17 protein-coding genes are annotated in these 17,981 nt (G+C 60.0%); 10 read left to right on the top strand and 7 right to left on the bottom strand.

What is annotated here, in order from left to right; translation table 11 throughout:
* Positions 1–127 precede the first annotated feature (127 nt).
* Positions 128–763, bottom strand: a complete 636-nt coding sequence (locus K328_RS0106385) for a TetR family transcriptional regulator C-terminal domain-containing protein (RefSeq protein WP_028465261.1) — start codon at positions 761–763, stop codon at positions 128–130.
* A gap of 301 nt (positions 764–1,064) precedes the next feature.
* Between K328_RS0106385 and K328_RS0106380 the strand changes: the two genes are divergently transcribed.
* The 6 genes from K328_RS0106380 to K328_RS0106355 all read left to right on the top strand — a co-directional run bounded on the left by K328_RS0106380 (position 1,065) and on the right by K328_RS0106355 (position 7,725).
* The gene (locus tag K328_RS0106380; protein ID WP_028465260.1) at positions 1,065–2,315 is read left to right on the top strand and encodes a Zn-dependent hydrolase; all 1,251 of its coding nucleotides are present in this window, start codon (positions 1,065–1,067) and stop codon (positions 2,313–2,315) included.
* A 20-nt stretch (positions 2,316–2,335) separates the two neighbouring features.
* On the top strand, positions 2,336–3,790 hold the full coding sequence (gene hydA / locus K328_RS0106375) for a dihydropyrimidinase (protein WP_028465259.1): 1,455 nt from the start codon (positions 2,336–2,338) through the stop codon (positions 3,788–3,790).
* Between the two features lie 150 nt (positions 3,791–3,940).
* Positions 3,941–4,711 carry an ABC transporter ATP-binding protein gene (locus K328_RS0106370; protein ID WP_028465258.1) on the top strand — a complete coding sequence of 257 codons (771 nt, stop codon included), beginning with the start codon at positions 3,941–3,943 and terminating at the stop codon, positions 4,709–4,711.
* A complete protein-coding gene (locus tag K328_RS0106365; protein ID WP_028465257.1) occupies positions 4,698–5,582 on the top strand; it encodes an ABC transporter permease in 885 nt (294 codons plus the stop codon). The genes K328_RS0106370 and K328_RS0106365 overlap by 14 nt, the downstream gene beginning before the upstream one ends.
* The gene (locus tag K328_RS0106360) at positions 5,579–6,688 is read left to right on the top strand and encodes an ABC transporter permease (protein WP_028465256.1); all 1,110 of its coding nucleotides are present in this window, start codon (positions 5,579–5,581) and stop codon (positions 6,686–6,688) included. The genes K328_RS0106365 and K328_RS0106360 overlap by 4 nt, the downstream gene beginning before the upstream one ends.
* Positions 6,689–6,729: 41 nt before the next feature.
* Positions 6,730–7,725, top strand: a complete 996-nt coding sequence (locus K328_RS0106355; protein ID WP_028465255.1) for an ABC transporter substrate-binding protein — start codon at positions 6,730–6,732, stop codon at positions 7,723–7,725.
* A 57-nt stretch (positions 7,726–7,782) separates the two neighbouring features.
* Here K328_RS0106355 and K328_RS0106350 read toward each other — a convergent pair whose 3' ends face one another.
* The 5 genes from K328_RS0106350 to K328_RS0106330 form a co-directional block, all read right to left on the bottom strand.
* Positions 7,783–8,499 (bottom strand): ABC transporter ATP-binding protein, encoded by a 717-nt coding sequence (locus K328_RS0106350; protein WP_028465254.1) that lies wholly within the window; start codon positions 8,497–8,499, stop codon positions 7,783–7,785.
* Positions 8,499–9,230, bottom strand: a complete 732-nt coding sequence (locus K328_RS0106345) for an ABC transporter ATP-binding protein (RefSeq protein WP_028465253.1) — start codon at positions 9,228–9,230, stop codon at positions 8,499–8,501. The genes K328_RS0106350 and K328_RS0106345 overlap by 1 nt, the downstream gene beginning before the upstream one ends.
* The gene (locus K328_RS0106340) at positions 9,227–10,147 is read right to left on the bottom strand and encodes a branched-chain amino acid ABC transporter permease (protein ID WP_036553198.1); all 921 of its coding nucleotides are present in this window, start codon (positions 10,145–10,147) and stop codon (positions 9,227–9,229) included. Before K328_RS0106340 ends, K328_RS0106345 begins: the two co-directional genes overlap by 4 nt.
* Positions 10,147–11,010, bottom strand: a complete 864-nt coding sequence (locus K328_RS0106335; protein WP_028465251.1) for a branched-chain amino acid ABC transporter permease — start codon at positions 11,008–11,010, stop codon at positions 10,147–10,149. Before K328_RS0106335 ends, K328_RS0106340 begins: the two co-directional genes overlap by 1 nt.
* Before the next feature lie 75 nt (positions 11,011–11,085).
* Positions 11,086–12,288 carry an amino acid ABC transporter substrate-binding protein gene (locus K328_RS0106330; RefSeq protein ID WP_028465250.1) on the bottom strand — a complete coding sequence of 401 codons (1,203 nt, stop codon included), beginning with the start codon at positions 12,286–12,288 and terminating at the stop codon, positions 11,086–11,088.
* Positions 12,289–12,473: 185 nt separating this feature from the next.
* On the opposite strand from K328_RS0106330, the gene K328_RS22825 reads away from it, so the two are divergent.
* The 3 genes from K328_RS22825 to K328_RS0106315 all read left to right on the top strand — a co-directional run bounded on the left by K328_RS22825 (position 12,474) and on the right by K328_RS0106315 (position 15,118).
* Positions 12,474–13,181, top strand: a complete 708-nt coding sequence (locus K328_RS22825) for a GntR family transcriptional regulator (RefSeq protein WP_156901184.1) — start codon at positions 12,474–12,476, stop codon at positions 13,179–13,181.
* A gap of 108 nt (positions 13,182–13,289) precedes the next feature.
* On the top strand, positions 13,290–13,982 hold the full coding sequence (locus K328_RS0106320) for an alpha/beta fold hydrolase (RefSeq protein ID WP_028465249.1): 693 nt from the start codon (positions 13,290–13,292) through the stop codon (positions 13,980–13,982).
* A 305-nt stretch (positions 13,983–14,287) separates the two neighbouring features.
* Complete coding sequence (locus K328_RS0106315; RefSeq protein ID WP_028465248.1) at positions 14,288–15,118, top strand: sulfotransferase domain-containing protein; 831 nt, start codon at positions 14,288–14,290, stop codon at positions 15,116–15,118.
* A gap of 82 nt (positions 15,119–15,200) precedes the next feature.
* Here the strand turns inward: K328_RS0106315 and K328_RS0106310 are convergent, their stop codons facing one another.
* Positions 15,201–16,652, bottom strand: a complete 1,452-nt coding sequence (locus K328_RS0106310; RefSeq protein WP_028465247.1) for an aldehyde dehydrogenase family protein — start codon at positions 16,650–16,652, stop codon at positions 15,201–15,203.
* 440 nt (positions 16,653–17,092) lie between these two features.
* On the opposite strand from K328_RS0106310, the gene K328_RS0106305 reads away from it, so the two are divergent.
* Entirely contained in the window at positions 17,093–17,929 is an 837-nt protein-coding gene (locus K328_RS0106305) for a transporter substrate-binding domain-containing protein (protein ID WP_036553197.1), read from the top strand.
* The last annotated feature ends 52 nt before the right edge of the window (positions 17,930–17,981 follow it).

The raw sequence follows: 17,981 nt of genomic DNA, 5'->3' as shown, positions 1-17,981 counted from the left end.
TTATTTCTTGCCGTCATCCCCACGAAAGTGGGGACCTAGGGAAGACAGGCGAAACTCTACGATCTCTGGGTCCCCGCGTGCGCAGGGATGACGGTTATTATTAAAATTAACATGATGATAGGGAGAGTTAGCGCGGTTTGAGCCCATTGAAGAGTACCGTGAACAGTGTTCTCTCGGCGCCTTCGAACCGCTTGTCGCGGGTGCCCGGCTCGGTGCCTTCGAGGGCGTCCATCTGGGTTTCGAAATCGGCGTAATGCTGGGTCGAGGCCCAGATCATGTAGATCAGGTGCAGCGGGTCGACCGGTGCCATCTTCCCGTCGGCGATCCAAGTCCGGATGGCCTTCGACTTGGTTTCGACCAGATCCTTGAGGGGGCCTTTCAGGGTGTCCTCTAGCAGGGGAGCGCCCTGCAGGATCTCGTTGGCGAACAGGCGGGATGCTTTCGGGTTGATCCGGGCATGGGCCAGTTTGGCGGAGATATAGGCGCCGAGTTCGGAGGCCGGGTCGCCTTGCGGATCGAGTTTGGCGAAAGGGGTCAGCCAGTCGTCCAGGGTTTCCTGCAGGACTGTCTGATACAGTTCCTGCTTGGTGCGGAAATAGTAGAGCATGTTGGGTTTGGACATGCCCGCTGCTGCGGCGATCTGGTCCAGTGTGGTGCCGCGATAGCCTGAGCGGGAGAACATATCGAGCGCGGCCTTCAGGATGCGCTCGCGGTTTTCCTGCTGAATTCTTGTGCGGCGGCCATTTTCCGATGTCACAGCCATTGGTTCAATCCGGCATGTTATGTGTGATTCTCAGGGACGGTCGAAAGGAAACATCAAAGCTGCGGGCAAGGGGAGCGGCACTGGAATGTCTGCGTGTTTGCTGGGCAAGCGGCTCACCTGATTGCCTACACTTTAATCTTGATCAAATGGTCAACTTTGTCTTTGCTTATACCCCAGAAGGGCGTGAGCACAAATGCCCTCAAAAGTCGGCAATCGCCAAGTTCTTGTCCTTCACATGTGAACTTGCCGATGCCGATCAAATCGTCCCCGCCGAGGGACGGAGCGAACAGGAGAGTTTGGGATGACTGAACCGGCCAGCAATATCCGGATCAACGGGCAGCGGCTGTGGGACAGCCTTATGGAGATGGCGAAGATCGGCCCCGGCCTGCGCGGCGGCAATAACCGCCAGACGCTGACCGATTCCGACAAGCAGGGCCGTGACCTGTTCACCAAGTGGTGTGAACATCAGGGACTGACCATGGGCGTCGACAGCATGGGCAACATGTTCGCCCGGCGCGATGGCACGGACCCGGACGCGCTTCCGGTGATGCTCGGCAGCCATCTGGATACCCAGCCGACCGGCGGCAAGTATGACGGTGTTCTCGGCGTTCTTGGTGCGCTGGAGGTGATCCGCACGCTGAACGATCTCGGCATCAAGACCAAGCATCCGATCGAGATCGTGAACTGGACCAACGAGGAGGGCACGCGTTTCGCGCCCGCGATGGTCGCCTCCGGTGTTTTCGCCGGCATTCACACCCAGGACTGGGCTTACGACCGGACGGACGCGGACGGGCTGCGGCTCGGCGACGAGCTGGAGCGCATCGGCTACAAGGGCGAAGAGCCGGTCGGCCAGCGGAAGATGCATGCCTTCTTCGAGCTGCATATCGAGCAGGGCCCGATCCTTGAGGACGAGAACATCGATATCGGCGTGGTGACTCACGGCCAGGGTCTGAAATGGATCCAGATCACCCTGACCGGCAAGGAAAGCCACACCGGCTCCACTCCGATGCCGAAGCGCATCAATGCCGGGCTTGGCATGGCGCGCGTCACCGAACTTGTGAACGAGATCGCCCTTGAGCATGGCCCGAACGGTGTTGGCGCCATCGGCCATCTCGAGCTTTACCCGAATTCCCGGAATATCATCCCGGGCCGCACCGTCTTCACTGTCGATTTCCGGCACCCGGACAAGGCGTCTCTCGAACAGATGGACGCCAAGCTGCGGGCTGGCGCGGAGAAGATCGCGGCGGAAATCGGCCTCGGCATCGAGATCGAGCAGACCGGCGGATTCGACCCGGTCACCTTCGACGAGGGCTGCGTCACTGCCGTGCGCAACGCGGCGGAGAGCCTCGGCTACACGCACCGGAACATCGTTTCCGGCGCCGGGCACGATGCCTGCTGGATCAACCGGGTCGCACCGACATCCATGATCATGTGCCCCTGTGTCGACGGCCTCAGCCATAACGAGGATGAAGAGATCAGCAAGGAATGGGCGACCGCTGGCGCGGATGTGCTGTTCCATGCCGTGGTCGAGACCGCGCAGATCGTCGAATAAAACCGGAGAGGAGCGAATTCATGTCCAAAGTCATCAAAGGCGGGACAGTCGTCACCGCCGATCACAGTTTTGAAGCGGACGTTCTGATCGAAGGCGGCGTGATCGCTGCCATTGGCAAGAACCTGAAGGCCGACGAGACCATCGATGCGACCGGCTGCTACATCATGCCGGGCGGAATCGATCCGCACACGCATATGGAAATGCCCTTCATGGGGACCTATTCGGCGGATGATTTCCACAGCGGGACCTCGGCGGCCGTCGCCGGCGGCACCACCATGGTGGTGGATTTCTGCCTGCCGGTGCCGGATCAGTCCCTGATGCAGGCATTGCAGAGCTGGGATCAGAAAAGCTCCAAGGCGGTGACCGACTATTCCTTCCACATGGCCATCACCTGGTGGTCGGAGCAGGTCTTCGACGAGATGCAGCAGGTGGTGAACCGCGGTATCAACACCTTCAAGCATTTCATGGCCTACAAGGGCGCCCTGATGATCGAGGACGACGAGATGTTCGCCTCCTTCCGGCGCTGCGCGGATATCGGCGGCATGCCGCTGGTCCATGCCGAGAACGGCGACGTGGTTGCTCACCTACAGGAGAAGTTGCTGGCCGAAGGCAATAACGGGCCGGAGGCGCATGCCTATTCCCGTCCGCCGGAAGTCGAGGGCGAGGCCGCCAACCGGGCCATCATGATCGCCGACATGGCGAACGTGCCGCTCTACATCGTGCATGTTTCCTGCGAGCAGGCGCATGAGGCAATCCGCCGGGCCCGGCAGAATGGCAAGCGCGTGTTCGGCGAGCCGCTGATCCAGCATCTGGTGCTGGACGAGAGCGAATATGCCAATGCCGACTGGGACCATGCCGCCCGCCGTGTCATGTCCCCGCCGTTCCGCGACAAGATGCACCAGGACGGCCTCTGGGCCGGTCTGGCTGCTGGCTCGCTGCAGTGTGTGGCGACCGACCATTGTGCGTTCACCACGGACCAGAAGCGCATGGGGCTGGGCGATTTCACCAAGATCCCGAACGGTACCGGCGGGCTTGAGGACCGGCTGCCCGTGCTCTGGACGCGGGGGGTGAATACCGGTCGCCTGACCCCGAACGAGTTCGTCGCGGTAACATCAACAAACATAGCCAAGATTCTGAATTTATTCCCGAAAAAGGGTGCGGTGATGGTTGGCGCGGACGCTGATCTTGTGGTCTGGGACCCGAAGGCGACGAAGACCATTTCCGCGGCGAAGCAGACCTCAGCCATCGACTATAATGTGTTCGAGGGTATTGATGTCATGGGGTTGCCGCGCTTCACCCTGAGCCGCGGCGATGTGGTGGCTACCGAGGGTAAGGTCGATGCCGCCGAAGGGCGCGGCAAGTTCGTCGGCCGCGATCCGTATCCGGCGACCAACAAGGCACTTTCCAAGTGGAAGGAACTGACGGCGCCGCGCAAGGTGGTGCGGTCCGCGGCAAACATGCCGGCCGGCGTCTAGACCGGACCAGAAGATACCGGATAAAGCAGAAGCGGACCGCCGACTGGGATCGGACGGTCCGCCGATTTGGAGAATATGGTGACAGACATCCAGGCAACCGATGCCGCTTCAGGGGCGGGCGGCACGGCTGAAGACGATGCTTTCCGGGTTATCGAAGCGCGGGAGCTCTGCCTGACATTCGAGACCAATGATGGCCCGGTTCACGCGCTGTCGAATGTGGACCTGACGGTCGACCGGGGGGAGTTCGTCTCCTTCATCGGCCCGTCCGGCTGCGGCAAGACGACTTTGCTTCGGGTCATTGCCGACCTTGAGAAGGCGACCGCCGGCACGATCTCCGTCAACGGAATGTCACCGGAAGAGGCGCGGCGGAAGCGTGCCTATGGCTACGTCTTTCAGGCAGCCGCGCTTTATCCTTGGCGGACGATTGCCGGCAATGTCGCGTTGCCGCTGGAGATCATGGGGCTGGACAAGGCGGAGCGGGCAGAGCGGATCGCCCGGAATCTGGAGCTCGTGAATCTTTCGGGCTTCGAGCGGAAATTCCCCTGGCAACTCTCTGGCGGCATGCAGCAGCGGGCCTCCATCGCCCGGGCGCTCGCCGTTGAGCCGGATCTGCTCTTGATGGATGAGCCGTTCGGGGCGCTGGACGAGATTGTCCGCGATCATCTGAACGAGCAGCTCAACCAGCTTTGGGACCGGACCAACAAGACAGTCATTTTCGTGACGCACTCGATCCCCGAGGCGGTGTTCCTGTCGACCAAGATCGTCGTCATGTCGCCGCGTCCCGGACGGGTGCATGACGTGATCGACTGTAATCTGCCGCGCGAGCGCACTCTGGACATCCGGGAGACGCCGGAGTTTCTGGAAATCGCCCACAGGGTCCGGGACGGGCTCAGGGCAGGGCACGCTTATGACGATGAATGATGTGCTGAAATCAAAGACCTTTGCGGTCGGAACGGTCGTGCTGGTGCTGATCGCGATCTGGTATTTCAGCGCGGTCATGCTGAATGCACCGTTCCAGCGCGAGCTGGACGAGCGGGCAAAGCTGAGCCCGACGACAGGACAATTCATCGAAGCGACACTGAACCAGAAACGGCCGGTCCTGCCGGCGCCGCATCAGGTCGCTGTTGAGATCTGGAACACCACTGTCGAGAAACGCATTACGTCCAAAAGAAGCCTTGTTTATCACGGCGGTATAACGCTTTCCTCGACCATGCTCGGCTTTGTCATGGGCACCGTTCTCGGCGTGACTTTGGCAGCGGCAATCATCCATGTGGAGAGCCTTGAGCGCAGCCTGATGCCCTGGATCATCACCTCCCAGACCATCCCGATCCTGGCGATTGCGCCGATGGTCATCGTGGTGCTGAACGCGGTCGGGATTTCCGGGTTGATCCCGAAGGCATTGATCTCGACTTATCTGTCCTTTTTCCCGGTCACGGTTGGTGTGGTGAAGGGCCTGCGCTCTCCCGACCCGATGCAGCTCGACCTGATGCGGACCTATAGCGCGTCCTCCTTCCAGACCTTCTGGAAACTGCGCTGGCCGTCCTCGATCCCGTTCCTCTTCACCTCGATGAAAATCGCGATTGCCGCCAGTCTTGTTGGCGCCATTGTCGGTGAGTTGCCGACCGGAGCAGTTGCCGGACTGGGCGCGCGGCTGCTGGCTGGCTCCTATTACGGGCAGACGGTGCAGATCTGGTCCGCCCTGCTGAGTGCGGCTTTCCTTGCTGCCATGCTGGTCACCATCGTCGGTTTTGCCGATAAGGCTGTGCGGCGCCGGATGGGGATCATGCAATGAGCCGCTCCGTGCCATTGACCGTGCTGGCGGGCGGTATCGCCCTTCTGGCCGGGCTTGCGATCCAGATCATCTCCGCCGATGCGGTGTGGTCGCCGTCCTACGGCCTCGCCGCGGCGTTGCTGGCTGGCTCCTACCTCCTGGCGATAGTTTGGCGGCATGGCGCGGCAGCGGCATTTCTTTTGCTCGCGACTGTGCATCTCGCGGCGATTCCGCTGATCGGACATATCGGTCACGGCGAAGGAGAAATGGGTCCGGCCTACTGGGCCTTGCTGATTTCCGGCTGGCTGGCCGCCTGGACCAGCGTCACGCGGCTGACGGCTGCTGCCAGGGCCGTGCCGCCATCGGCCAAGCAGGCGATTAACCTGCTGATCCCGTTTGTTTTCGGGGTTTGGCTGATCCTGATCTGGGAGGCCGTTACACGAGGCGCCGGCGTGCCGCAGGTCCTCTTGCCGGCACCGAGCGCGGTCTGGGCTAAGCTCATTGCGTCCTTGCCGATACTCTGGGCGGATTTCGTCCAAACCTTCATGAAGGCCGTGATCGCGGGCTACGTCCTTGGATGCGGCATCGGTTTCGGCACCGCTATCCTGGTCGACCGTTCGCCTTTCCTGAAGCGCGGGCTGATGCCGGTCGGCAATATGGTGAGTGCGCTGCCGATCATCGGCGTGGCGCCGATCATGGTGATGTGGTTCGGCTTCGACTGGCAGTCGAAAGCAGCGGTCGTCGTCATTATGACTTTTTTCCCGATGCTGGTGAACACGCTGGAAGGCCTCTCTGCCTCAAGCGCGATGCAACGGGACCTGATGCGGACCTATGCCGCCAGTTACAGCCAGACACTGCTTAAACTGCGTCTCGTCGAGGCTCTGCCTTTCATCTTCAACGCCCTCAAGATCAATTCGACTCTGGCGCTGATCGGCGCCATCGTGTCGGAGTTCTTCGGAACGCCAATCGTGGGTATGGGATTCCGCATATCAACCGAGGTCGGCCGTATGAATGTCGACATGGTCTGGGCGGAAATTGCGGTCGCGGCGCTTGCCGGTTCCGCTTTCTACGGGTCGCTCGTTCTAATCGAGCGCACCCTTACATTCTGGCACCCGTCAAACAGATAAGTCCGGGGTCAGGCAGGCTTCATCGAATGAGGAGAGTAACCATGCAAAAGATGCTGACAGGATTGCTCGCGGGGGCATTCAGTCTGGCCGCCGTGACGGCGATGGCCGAAGGCGATGACCATGTCACGCTTCAGCTCAAATGGGTGACCCAGGCACAGTTCGCCGGGTATTACGTTGCTGCGGACAAAGGCTTCTACGAAGCGGAAGAACTCACCGTCGATATCAAACCGGGCGGCCCGGACATCGCGCCGCCGCAGGTGATCGCCGGAGGCGGAGCCGATGTGATCATCGACTGGATGCCTTCCGCTCTCGCTTCCCGCGAGAAGGGTGTGCCGTTGGTCAATATCGCCCAGCCGTTCAAGACCTCAGGCATGATGCTGACTTGCCGCAAGGAAACCGGCATCAAGTCCCCGGCGGACTTCAAGGACAAGACGCTCGGTGTCTGGTTCTTCGGCAACGAGTATCCGTTCCTGTCGTGGATGGCTCAGCTCGGCATCAAGACCGACGGCAGTGCTGGCGGCGTTACGGTGCTGAAGCAGGGCTTCAACGTAGACCCGCTGCTGCAGAAGCAGGCCGACTGCGTTTCCACCATGACCTACAACGAGTATTGGCAGGTTATCGACGCCGGCATTCCGGCGGACGAACTGGTGGTGTTCAAGTATCAGGACCAGGGTGTTGCGACGCTTGAAGACGGCCTTTACGTGCTTGAGAAGAACCTCAAGGATCCGGCATTCGTCTCCAAAATGGCGCGCTTCGTGAAAGCCTCGATGAAGGGTTGGAAATATGCGGCTGAGAATCCGGACGAAGCCGCTGACATCGTGCTTGAGAACGATGCTTCCGGTGCTCAGACCGAAAAGCACCAGCGTCGCATGATGCGGGAAATCTCCAAGCTGACGGCGGGCTCCAACGGCACGCTCGACCCGGCCGATTACGAGCGGACCGTGAATACCCTGCTGAAAGGCGGCTCCAGCCCGGTCATCACCAAGCGGCCGGAAGACGCCTGGACCCACATGATCACGAACAAGGCGCTGAAGTAAGCTGCGCTTTAAAACCGATCAGGAAAAGGCGGCTTCAGGGCCGCCTTTTTCATGCGTTTAATAGCTGGTGGCCCCAAGATAGGCTTTCTGGACCGCCGGGTCGTTTGCCAGGTCGCGTGCACTTCCGGCTCCGGTGATGTGGCCGTTCTCGATCAGATAACCGCGGTCGGCGATTGCCAGGCTTTGACGGGCGTTCTGTTCGACCAATAAAACGCCCATGCCGGTATCGCGGATCTTCGCGAGATTGCGAAACAGCTCCTGACAGAGGATCGGCGACAGGCCGAGCGAGGGTTCGTCCAGCAGCAGGATATCTGGGCTGGACATAATGGCCCGTCCGATGGCGACCATCTGCTGCTCGCCTCCGGACATGGTGCGGACAATCTGAGCCCTGCGGTCCTTGAGCTTCGGGAACAGTTCCAGGACTTTCGCCAGATTGTCTTTCTCCGCGGCACGCGCGCGTGCCGGATAGGCCCCGAGCGTGAGGTTTTCTCCAACACTGAGGGTGCCGAATATACCGCGCCCTTCGGGCACCAGTGCCAGGCCCGTCTCGACGACCTTGTCCGGTTTTTGACCGATGAGGGCCTGCGCATTGAGAGAGGCGGCACCACGGACCTTGCCGTCCGACATCCCGGCGATAGCGCGCAGCAGAGAGGATTTACCGGCACCGTTCGCGCCGAGGATGACGACGATCTCGCCCCGATCGACAGTGATTGATACGCCGTGAAGGGCCTCATGCAAGCCATAGGAAACGCTGATATCCTGGACTTCCAGCATCAGGCGTCTCCCAGATAGGCTTCTATGACGTGCGGATCGGAGAGGACTTCAGCAGGTGTTCCTTCGGCGATTTTTTTGCCTGAATTCATTACGACGCAACGGTCGCAGAGAGAGCGGATCGCGTCCATGACATGTTCAACGAGGATGACCGTCCGGCCTTCGGCCCGGAGAGAGGAGATCAGGTCGATGCCGACCTGAAGCTCCGAAGGATTGAGCCCTGCCAGCCATTCGTCGAGCAGCAGCACTTCCGGTTCCCCTGCAAGTGCGCGGGCGAGTTCCAGGCGCTTCTGGTCGATATAGGTGAGGGCGGATACCGGAACAGCGACTTTGTCCGCGAGACCGACCCGTTCGAGCAGATCCGTCGCGAACACGTCCGCCTTACGTCCCCAACGCCGCTTGTGGCCGAAGACGGCTCCCGCTACCGCGTTCTCAAGGACAGAGAGCGCCGGCAGGATGCGGACCAGCTGGAAAGTGCGGGAGATCCCGAGACGCGCTGTCTCGTGCGGCCGGACAGCGGTCAGATCATGGCCTTCGAGCGAAACCGATCCGGAGGTTGCCCGGAGGGCGCCTGAAATCAGATTGATCGTGGTGGACTTGCCTGAGCCGTTGGGCCCGATCACCCCCATGACCTCATGCTCGCGAACATCGAACGAGAGATCGTTGACGGCAATCAGGCCGCCGAAGCGTTTCGTCAGTCCGCGCACTTCGAGGATAGTCTCGCCCGGTATCATGGTACGCTCCGCTTTCTGAGTTTTCCGATCAGGCCTGTGACACCGTCGGGGATCAGATAGACGATGAGCAGGAAGGCTAGGCCGAGCACCATGGTCGTTGCGCTCGGGAAGGATGCGGAGACCACTTCCCAGAGCAGGGTGAAGGGGATGACCCCCAAAAGCGGGCCATAGAGGCGCCGGGTGCCGCCCAGCAAAGCCATGATGACGACGAGGAAGCTCAGCTCCGGGGAAAACACAACATTCGGCTCGATATAGTAATAGCGCGGCGCGACGATGGCGCCGACGAGCGCGGCGAAGAACCCTGTCGTCATGAAAAGCAGGACCTTCGTGCGCGCCGTGTCGATCCCGACATGCCGCGCAACTTCCTCGTCATTGCCGAGAATGCGGAGTGCGAAGCCCATGCGCGAGCGGCCGAGACGCCAGCCGAACAGGAAGACCGCAAGCGTGACGGCGAGGAGCATCCAGTAGATGTGGCGTTCCTCCAGTTCGGTAAGGACATAGAGCCCCTTTGAGCCGAGGAAATTGTTCTGCACCCAGCTCACGAGGTTGCGGATCATCTCCGCCAGCCCAAGCGTGAAGATCACGAAATAGACGCCGGAAAGGCGCAGGGTGGCGATGCCGATCGCGCCGGCCAGCAGAGCGGCGACGAAGGGGGCAATCGCCATCATTGTCCAGAAAGAGGTGCCGAAGTCGCTCATCCCCGTCGCGACCAGATATCCGCCTATACCGTAGAAGGCACCTGTCGACAGGGCGATGTAGTGGGTTGGCCCGGAGAACAGGGCCCAGCTGGTGGAGAGTGCCGTGTACATCATGATGGTGACGGCGATGGAGAGCCAGTAACCGTCGGCCAGAAGGGGCAGGGCGGCTACTGCGAGGACAGCGAGCAGGATCGCTCCGCCGCGGAGGATATCTGGCATCAGGCGTTCCCCTGTCCGAAGAGGCCTTGGGGCCGGAAGAGCAGGACGGCGAGGAATATCGCATAGGCGGCAACCAGGGTAAGACCCGGATCGATGATCGAGGCGACAGCGGTTTCGACGAGCCCGAGGATGAGCGCCGCGATGATCGCGCCCCTGATGTCGCCCACGCCACCCATGATGACGATGATCAGCGCTTTCATGGTGAAAAGAACACCGGAAGACGCATCGAGGGTCACGAAGGTCGAGATCAGGCAGCCGCCGAGCGCAGTGACCGCACCGCCGAGGGCAAAGGCGAAGGCCGAGACCCGGTCGACATTGATCCCGACAAGCCCTGCGGCTTCCGGGGAGACCGCGACGGCGCGCACGGCCATGCCGGGGCGGGATCTGTTCAGCCAGAGATAGAGCGCGCCTCCGATGGCAGCGGCAATGAGCGCCGCCACCAGCCGGTTGGCGGCGACGGTCGTTCCAAGCAGGTGGACGGGGGTGGCAAGGAAGGAATAGGTGAAATACTCGGCACGCAGGCTCACCATGACGCCCACAAGGAAGAAGCTGATGCCGAAGGTCGCGAGGATCGAATCTACTTCAAGCTGGCCGCGGGTTTTTGCCCGTCTGACCAGAGGACGCAGCAGCAGCTTGTACATTGCCCAGCTGCCGATGAAGGCCAGCGGAGCGACAATGACCAGTGTCAGGAGAGGGCTGAGGCCGAAGCTGACAAAGGCCCAGAAAGCCGCGAGGCCGCCGAGGATCAGGATCTCGCCATTTGCGAGGTTCATGATCCGCGCGACCCCGTATTGCAGGTTCAGCCCCATAGCGACCAGCGCATAGGCTCCGCCGAGCAGCAAGCCGGAGATCACAACGTCCATCTAGGTTTCATTCCCGGGATATGAGCCTGGAAAAAATGGGCCGGCCCGAGGCATCGAAAGCCGGCCCAGGGCAGGTTACTTCCAGCCTTTTTTAGCGACCGGTGCGACGCTGTCGCCCATGCCGGTATCGGCGACGGCGACAAATTGGCCGCCCCGCCACTGGCCAACCGACCAGTACCGTTCGGAATTATTGTGCTTGTCGAACCTGATGGTGCCGATCACGGTCTCGAACGCGTTGTTCTTGATGTGCTCGGTAACGGCTTCGCGGTCGACCTTGCCGACGCCCTCGATAGCCTGCTCCAGCACTTGCAGGGCGGAGTAATAGGTGGCGGACGCCCAGTAGTCCGGAGCCTTGCCTGTCACGTCCTGATGCCTTTTGCGGTAGGCCTTCATGGCGTCCGTATTCGGGTTCACGCCGCCGGCGCCGAGATTGCCTTCAATGGCATTGCCGAACTTCCCGCCATACGCCGGGAAGGCCGTAGCTACGGCTGTGTAGAAGGCCTTCACGTCGAGATCCTCGATGATGGCCTGCTCGGTCAGCGCGAAGCTGTCAGGCGGATAGGACCAGGCCACGAAGGCATCCGGGGCAGCCGCTTTCGCGCCTTTCATCACCGGTGAAAGGTCCGGTGTGCCGAGCGGATAGGACTTATCATAGACAATATTGAAGCCCGCTTCCTTGAACTTCTCCCGGGCCACGCCCGCGAGTTCGATGCCGAAGGCGTCGGCCACGTTAACCATGGCGACCTTGTCACCGATCACGCCTTTGCTCTGCAGGGTCTTCAGTGTGTTCGTGACCCCTTCGACAAACCCGCTCGTGGATCCGAGCGTGAAGAACATGTTCGGGAATTTATCGGTCAGCTCATGGATTTCGTCGGTGATCGCCGTGACGGCGACCAGTGGATACTTGTAGCGCGCATAGATAGGCGCGGCGGCAATGTTGAAGCCGGTTCCGTAGGGCGCGATCATGAAATCGACTTCGTCCTGGGAGGCGAGGCGCTGGACTGCCTTGATATGCTCGGCCGGATTGGTCTTGTCGTCATATTGAACGATCTCGACCGGACGGCGCTTGCCATCCACCATCAAGCCGCCGCGTCCGTTCACCTCTTCGACCCAGAGCTGCACATTTGGAAGATGGGTAACCGCCTCGCCACCCGCCAGCGGGCCGGAGAGATGCGCGACCATTCCGAATTTGATCGGTTCCTGGGCCTGCGGGGCCTCAGAAAACGCGAAACTCAACGCGACCGCAGCCGATGCGATCGCGAAATTGCGTCGATTCATGATTGTCCTCCCTTGGTTGCAGCTCTTTTTCGCGGCTGCTCCAAAATGAATCCATAATGCGGCGTTCAAGGCAAGGAAATGCTGATTCCAAGTTCGAATTGGAAAAAAATCCAAAATTATGTATCCATTGTTGATGTGATGAAGTGTTGCCGCGCCGTAACCGGAAGCGGCGGGAGGAGGTCCGGGTGAACCATTTGATACGCCCTTCAGTCGATGAAGGCTCAGCGGACAAGCGCGTTCTGTCGGCGTTGCGCCGTATGGTCATCGACGGAACACTGCCGGAAGGCACCAAGATTTCAGAAGTGATTGCTGCCGAGATGTTCGGCGTTTCCCGCACGCCTGCACGCCTTGCGCTCCGCGCGCTTGAGGTCGAGGGACTTATCCGTAAGCGCGAGGGCCGGGGGTTCACCGTCCAGGAGTTTAATCTCGGCGATATCAAGAAGGCTTACGAAGTACGCGGTGTCCTCGAAGGGTTGTCTGCGGGGACGATGGCGAAAATCGGTATATCCGAGACAGCCGATGCCAGGTTGCAGGAAGCAGTCGACGCAATGGCCATCGCTCTCGATGCAGACATGGATCCGTCGAGTAAGGCGCTCGACTACCAGGACGGCAATGTAGCGTTTCACGAAACCATCATGAAGGATTGCGGCAATCCCTATGTCGCATTCACTTTCAGCCGGATGGAGACGCTGCCGATGATCAAGCTGGGCACCGTCGTCTTCAGTGAAGAGAATTCCGAGGCCGATCTGATGCGCCTGCGTCTTGGCAATATGCAGCACAAGCTGATCCTCGATGCGATCCGGACCCGCGATCCGCAGCGTGCCGAATCGATGATGCGTGAGCATGCGAACCAGACACTGGTTTATACGGATCTCTTCTCGGCACCGCGCTGAGGCTGCGCGACGGAACGACGTCCCCATGCCTTGAGTTGACTGGATGTTTCGCATCGTGGCGGGGTAATCTCTCCTGCCCGTTCTCTCCATTCATCCTCAAGGCTTTCCATGATCGATATTCTGTTTCTTCCCGGTTTTATGTGCGACCGGCATCTCTGGGACGATGCCCGAAGCGGTCTGGAGCAGCTCGGGACCTTGCATTTCGGGGACCTCACCCGGGACCGGACATTCGAAGGGATGGCGGAGCGCGTTCTATCCGAAGCGCCGGAGCGGTTTTCCCTGGTTGGCTTTTCCATGGGGGGCTTTGTCGCCCGTGAGATCGCGCTGATGGCGCCGGAGCGCGTCGAGCGTCTGGCATTGCTCAACACGAGCGCGCGCGGGGACAGCCCCGATCAGGCTACTCGCAAGGCGGGACTTGCCAAAGCGGCTGAAGGCCGCGGATTTCGGGGGCTTTCGCGTCACTCCATCCTTTCGTCCCTCCACCCGCAACGTCAGGAGGACGAGGGGCTTGTCGGAAAGATCCGGGAAATGGCCGACCGGATCGGCAAGGACGGGTTCGTGAACCAGATTGGTGTGGTGCGCCGGGACGGTCATGATCTGCTTCCCCGGATTTACTGCCCGACTTTGGTCGTCTGGTCCCGGCAGGATGTCTTGCGAAGTCTGGACGAGGCGCAGGAGCTTGCGGACGGCATTCCGGGCGCCAGGCTCGAGATCGTCGAGGAGTGCGGTCACATGTTGCCGCTTGAGGCGCCGGAAGAGACTGTTCGGCTTCTGGGCGAGTGGCTTGAGCACGCGGACTGAGTCGTGACGATGAGCGTCTGTCTATTCGCTAATTGGTGTGGGTTGTAGTGCATCAAAGTCGCAAATCAGTTGTTCCAGAGTCGAAAGCGAGAAGAGGCGACAGACAGCCGGGATGTGTCTCTGACGCGCTCTAAACCTGACTGTTTGATGATCGCCGGATGATCTGTGGGCGCTCCTTTATTCAGCGCTATTGACGAATTGCGGTCCAATTGGTCGGTTTCAACAATACGTGATCGCACGGGCCTTGAAATTGACATATTAAGGGCAAAACTACTCGGTGTAGTTTTGCCCTATCGGAATATGACATGCCCCGGATTGTCTGGCTCGCATCCTATCCCAAATCTGGGAATACGTGGATGCGTGCGTTTTTGGCGAATTATCTCATTGGACAGGAGGGGCCGGTTTCCATCGAGGACTTGCGCGCGTTTTCCCTGAGCGATGTTCGCCCGCGTTTCTATGCGGAAGTCCTTTCCAAGTCCGTGAAGGATATGACCGCTGAAGAAAGCGTAGCGATACGCCCGCAGGCACAGAAACGTCTCGCCGCAGCGCGTGAGCACGATCATTTCGTCAAAACACACTCACGTTTCGGCATGCTTAACGGCACGCCTCTTATCGAGCGCTCGGTTTCTGCTGGTGCCGTTTATATCATTCGGAATCCGGCCGACATCGTGCCGTCATTTGCCAGCCATATGGGTGTGGAGGCCGATGCGGCCATTGAGATCATGGCAGATCGGGATCACGCGACCGTAGAGGCCGATGTCCAGATCCTGACCCATATTGGCCGATGGGGAGACCATGCGGAAAGCTGGATAGACGGAAGCCATTCCCTCCCGGTCTGCGTGGTGAGATACGAAGATCTCTACGCCAACCCGGAGAAGGCTTTTGGGCAGGTTCTCAAAGTGCTTGGATTGCCGTTTGATCCGGAACGGTTGACGCGGTCAATCCGGCATTCCTCCTTCGAAGAACTCAGGCGGCAGGAAGAGGAGAAAGGTTTCTCCGAACGTCCGCCGCATATGCAGCGCTTTTTCCGCTCCGGCGGCAGCGGCGAGGGGCAGCGTTCGCTCAGCGAGCAACAGCTCGGACGTCTCGCCAGAGATCATGGACCAGTGATGAAGCGGTTCGGGTACCTGCCTTAACGGATAATCCACTGGGTCGATACGGATAAAAAAAACGGCCGCATCGGTTGGATGCGGCCGCTCTTTTAGGATGTCTGGAAAGTTATTCGGCGGCTTCTGCCGGCCAGCCGGAGACTGCCTTCACTTCCAGGAATTCAATGAGGCCGTACTCGCCGCCCTCACGACCGTTGCCGGACTGTTTGTAGCCACCGAACGGGCTACCCGGCGCGCGACCGGCACCGTTCATCTGGACCATGCCGGCACGGAGTTGACGGGCGAGGCGTTTGGCCCGCTCCGGATCACCGGTCTGTACGTAGGAGGTCAGGCCGTAAGGCGTATCGTTGGCGATGCGGACAGCGTCGGCCTCGTCCTCGAATGACATGATCGAGAGCACCGGGCCGAAGATTTCCTCCCGGGCAATGGTCATGTCTTCCTTTACGTCCGCAAACACGGTCGGCTTCACGTAGTAGCCGCGGTTGAGGCCATCCGGGCGGCCGAGACCGCCAGCAAGGAGCGTTGCGCCTTCCTTGATGCCGGATTCGATCAGACCCTGGATCTTGTCGTATTGGGCCTGCGAGACCACCGGGCCGATCTGACGGCCATCCTGTGTCGGGTCGCCCACTTCCTGTGCCTCGGCCACGGACTTGGCGACTTCGACCGCTTCGCCATATACGGATTTTTCGACAATCATCCGGCTCGGCGCGTTGCAGCTCTGGCCGCTGTTGTTGAACATGTGCAGCACACCGCGTTTGACGGCTTTAGCAACGTCCGTATCGGCGAACACCAGATTCGGGCCCTTGCCGCCGAGTTCAAGCGACACGCGCTTGACCGTATCGGCCGAAGACTTGGTCACGGCAATGCCGGCGCGGGTCGAGCCTGTGAAGCTCATCATGTCGATGTCGGGATGCTTGCTCATCGCTTCGCCGACGGTCGGGCCGTCGCCGTTGACGAGGTTGAACACACCGGCCGGGAAGCCTGCCTGTTCCATGAACTCGGCGAAAAGAAGGGAAGACATCGGGGCGATTTCGGACGGCTTCAGCACCACGGTGCAGCCAACGCCGACGGCCGGGATGACCTTCAGGGTCACCTGGTTCATCGGCCAGTTCCACGGCGTGATCAGACCGCAGACGCCGATCGGCTCATGCATGATGTATTCGGTCTGGAACTTCTCATTCAGAGGATGTTCGAAGGTGAATGCCTTCAGCGCCCGGATAAAGGCCTTGATATGGCCCAGGCCGGCAGCTGCCTGCTGGGTGCTGGCGATGTTTTTCGGCGCGCCCATCTCGTTGGAGATCGCGGTCGCCATCTCCTCGATGCGTTCCTGATAGATCTCGGCCAGCTTTTCTACATAGCCGATGCGCACGTCGTGGGGCGTGGTGCTCCAGGTCGCGAAAGCGCTCTTGGCGGCTGCGACGGCCTTATTCACATCGGCTTCGCTGCCGAGGGAAATCGTCGCGAAAGGGGTTTCGTTGGCCGGGTTGATGACCTCGAAGTCATTTGCGCTGGCCGGCGCTACCCATTTTCCGTCGATAAAGAAATCGGTCTTGCGTTCCATTTGATCCTCCCGCGGCATTTTGGTCGATCCGCGCGCTCGCTCAGTGAATGTTGGCCCGTCTCAGGAATGGACGACTCTATAGCCGCATTTGGGTAGAGATACGGACCGGTACAAGGAGCCTCTCCAGAACGAGGCATGGTTCCCATTAGCCCATGAAATTGTTCGGTGCAACATGCGCAAACGGCACCAGACCAATTGAACCACTATGGAAGCACTTGTGAGGCTTTCATTCGAAAATTCATATTGTTGCACCGCAAAATCTCGGTCTAGAGTTCCTGACCAATCGTTTGGAGCTTCTGTTCTCCGAACATTTCGCTGCTGCGAGATAGGGTCGCGTCCTGCGGCCTGCTCGTGGTGCTCAGCCGATATAGCGCCTGCGGGGATGGGCGTTATCGAGAACGAAACGGCGGGCAGGCGTCTCAAAAACAAGGAGGCTGACTATGAACTTCATGAAAATTGCAGCAATCGGCGCAGTCACCGCGATGGCATTATCCGGAAGTGTTGAAGCAAAGACCTACAAGGTTGCGCTTGACGGAACCTTTGCTCCGCACGCCATGCCGAAACTCTCCGGTGGTGTTGAAGGCTTCAATGTCGATTTCGCCGAAGCGCTCGGAAAACGTCTTGGCGCCGAGATGGATATCACTGCTGCCCAGTGGTCGGGACTGCTTCCAGGCATGCAGGCTGGGACGTATGACTTTCTCGTTGCGCCAACCACGCTGACCGAAGAACGTTCCAAGAGCATGCTGTTCAGCGAAGGATATCTCGACACGGATTTCCAGTTCGTGGTCAAGAAAGGATCGCCCAAGGTCGAGTCGCTGAAGGAGTTCGCCGGTAAGGTGATCGCGGTGAACAAAGGGTCTGCTTATGATCAGTGGGCCCGGGGGCTGGAGAGTGATATCGGCTGGAAAGTCGAATCCTACGGCACCCAGACCGATGCCGTTCAGGCTGTTATCTCCGGGCGCGCATTCGCCAACGTAGCGGGTAATACGGGCGTTGCCTGGGCGGTGAAGAAAAATCCGCTGATCGAGCTCTCCTATCTGCATTCCACCGGTAAGGTGTTCTCTGTGCCGTTCCGCAAGGATAGCGTGGAGTTGCGCAACAAGGTGGATGCGGCAATCGAGTGCATGAAACTCGACGGAACGCTGGTGAAACTAAGCGAGAAATGGTTCGGCGTGACGCCTGCGGCTGGTTCCTCGGCTGTAACTGTCCGGCCCGGATATGGCGAGCCCGGTTTCGAGGGCTACGATCCGACTGCGCATACGTCGTCCTGTAGCTGATAAGTCACTTTGTCACGGCGGCGCCTGCGAGATGCTGCGCGCCGCCGTGATG

This window comes from Nisaea denitrificans DSM 18348 (assembly GCF_000426505.1).
GTDB lineage: Bacteria > Pseudomonadota > Alphaproteobacteria > Thalassobaculales > Thalassobaculaceae > Nisaea > Nisaea denitrificans.
Note: the sequence above shows the minus strand (reverse complement) of the source record. Positions and strands in the feature narration are given on the sequence as shown.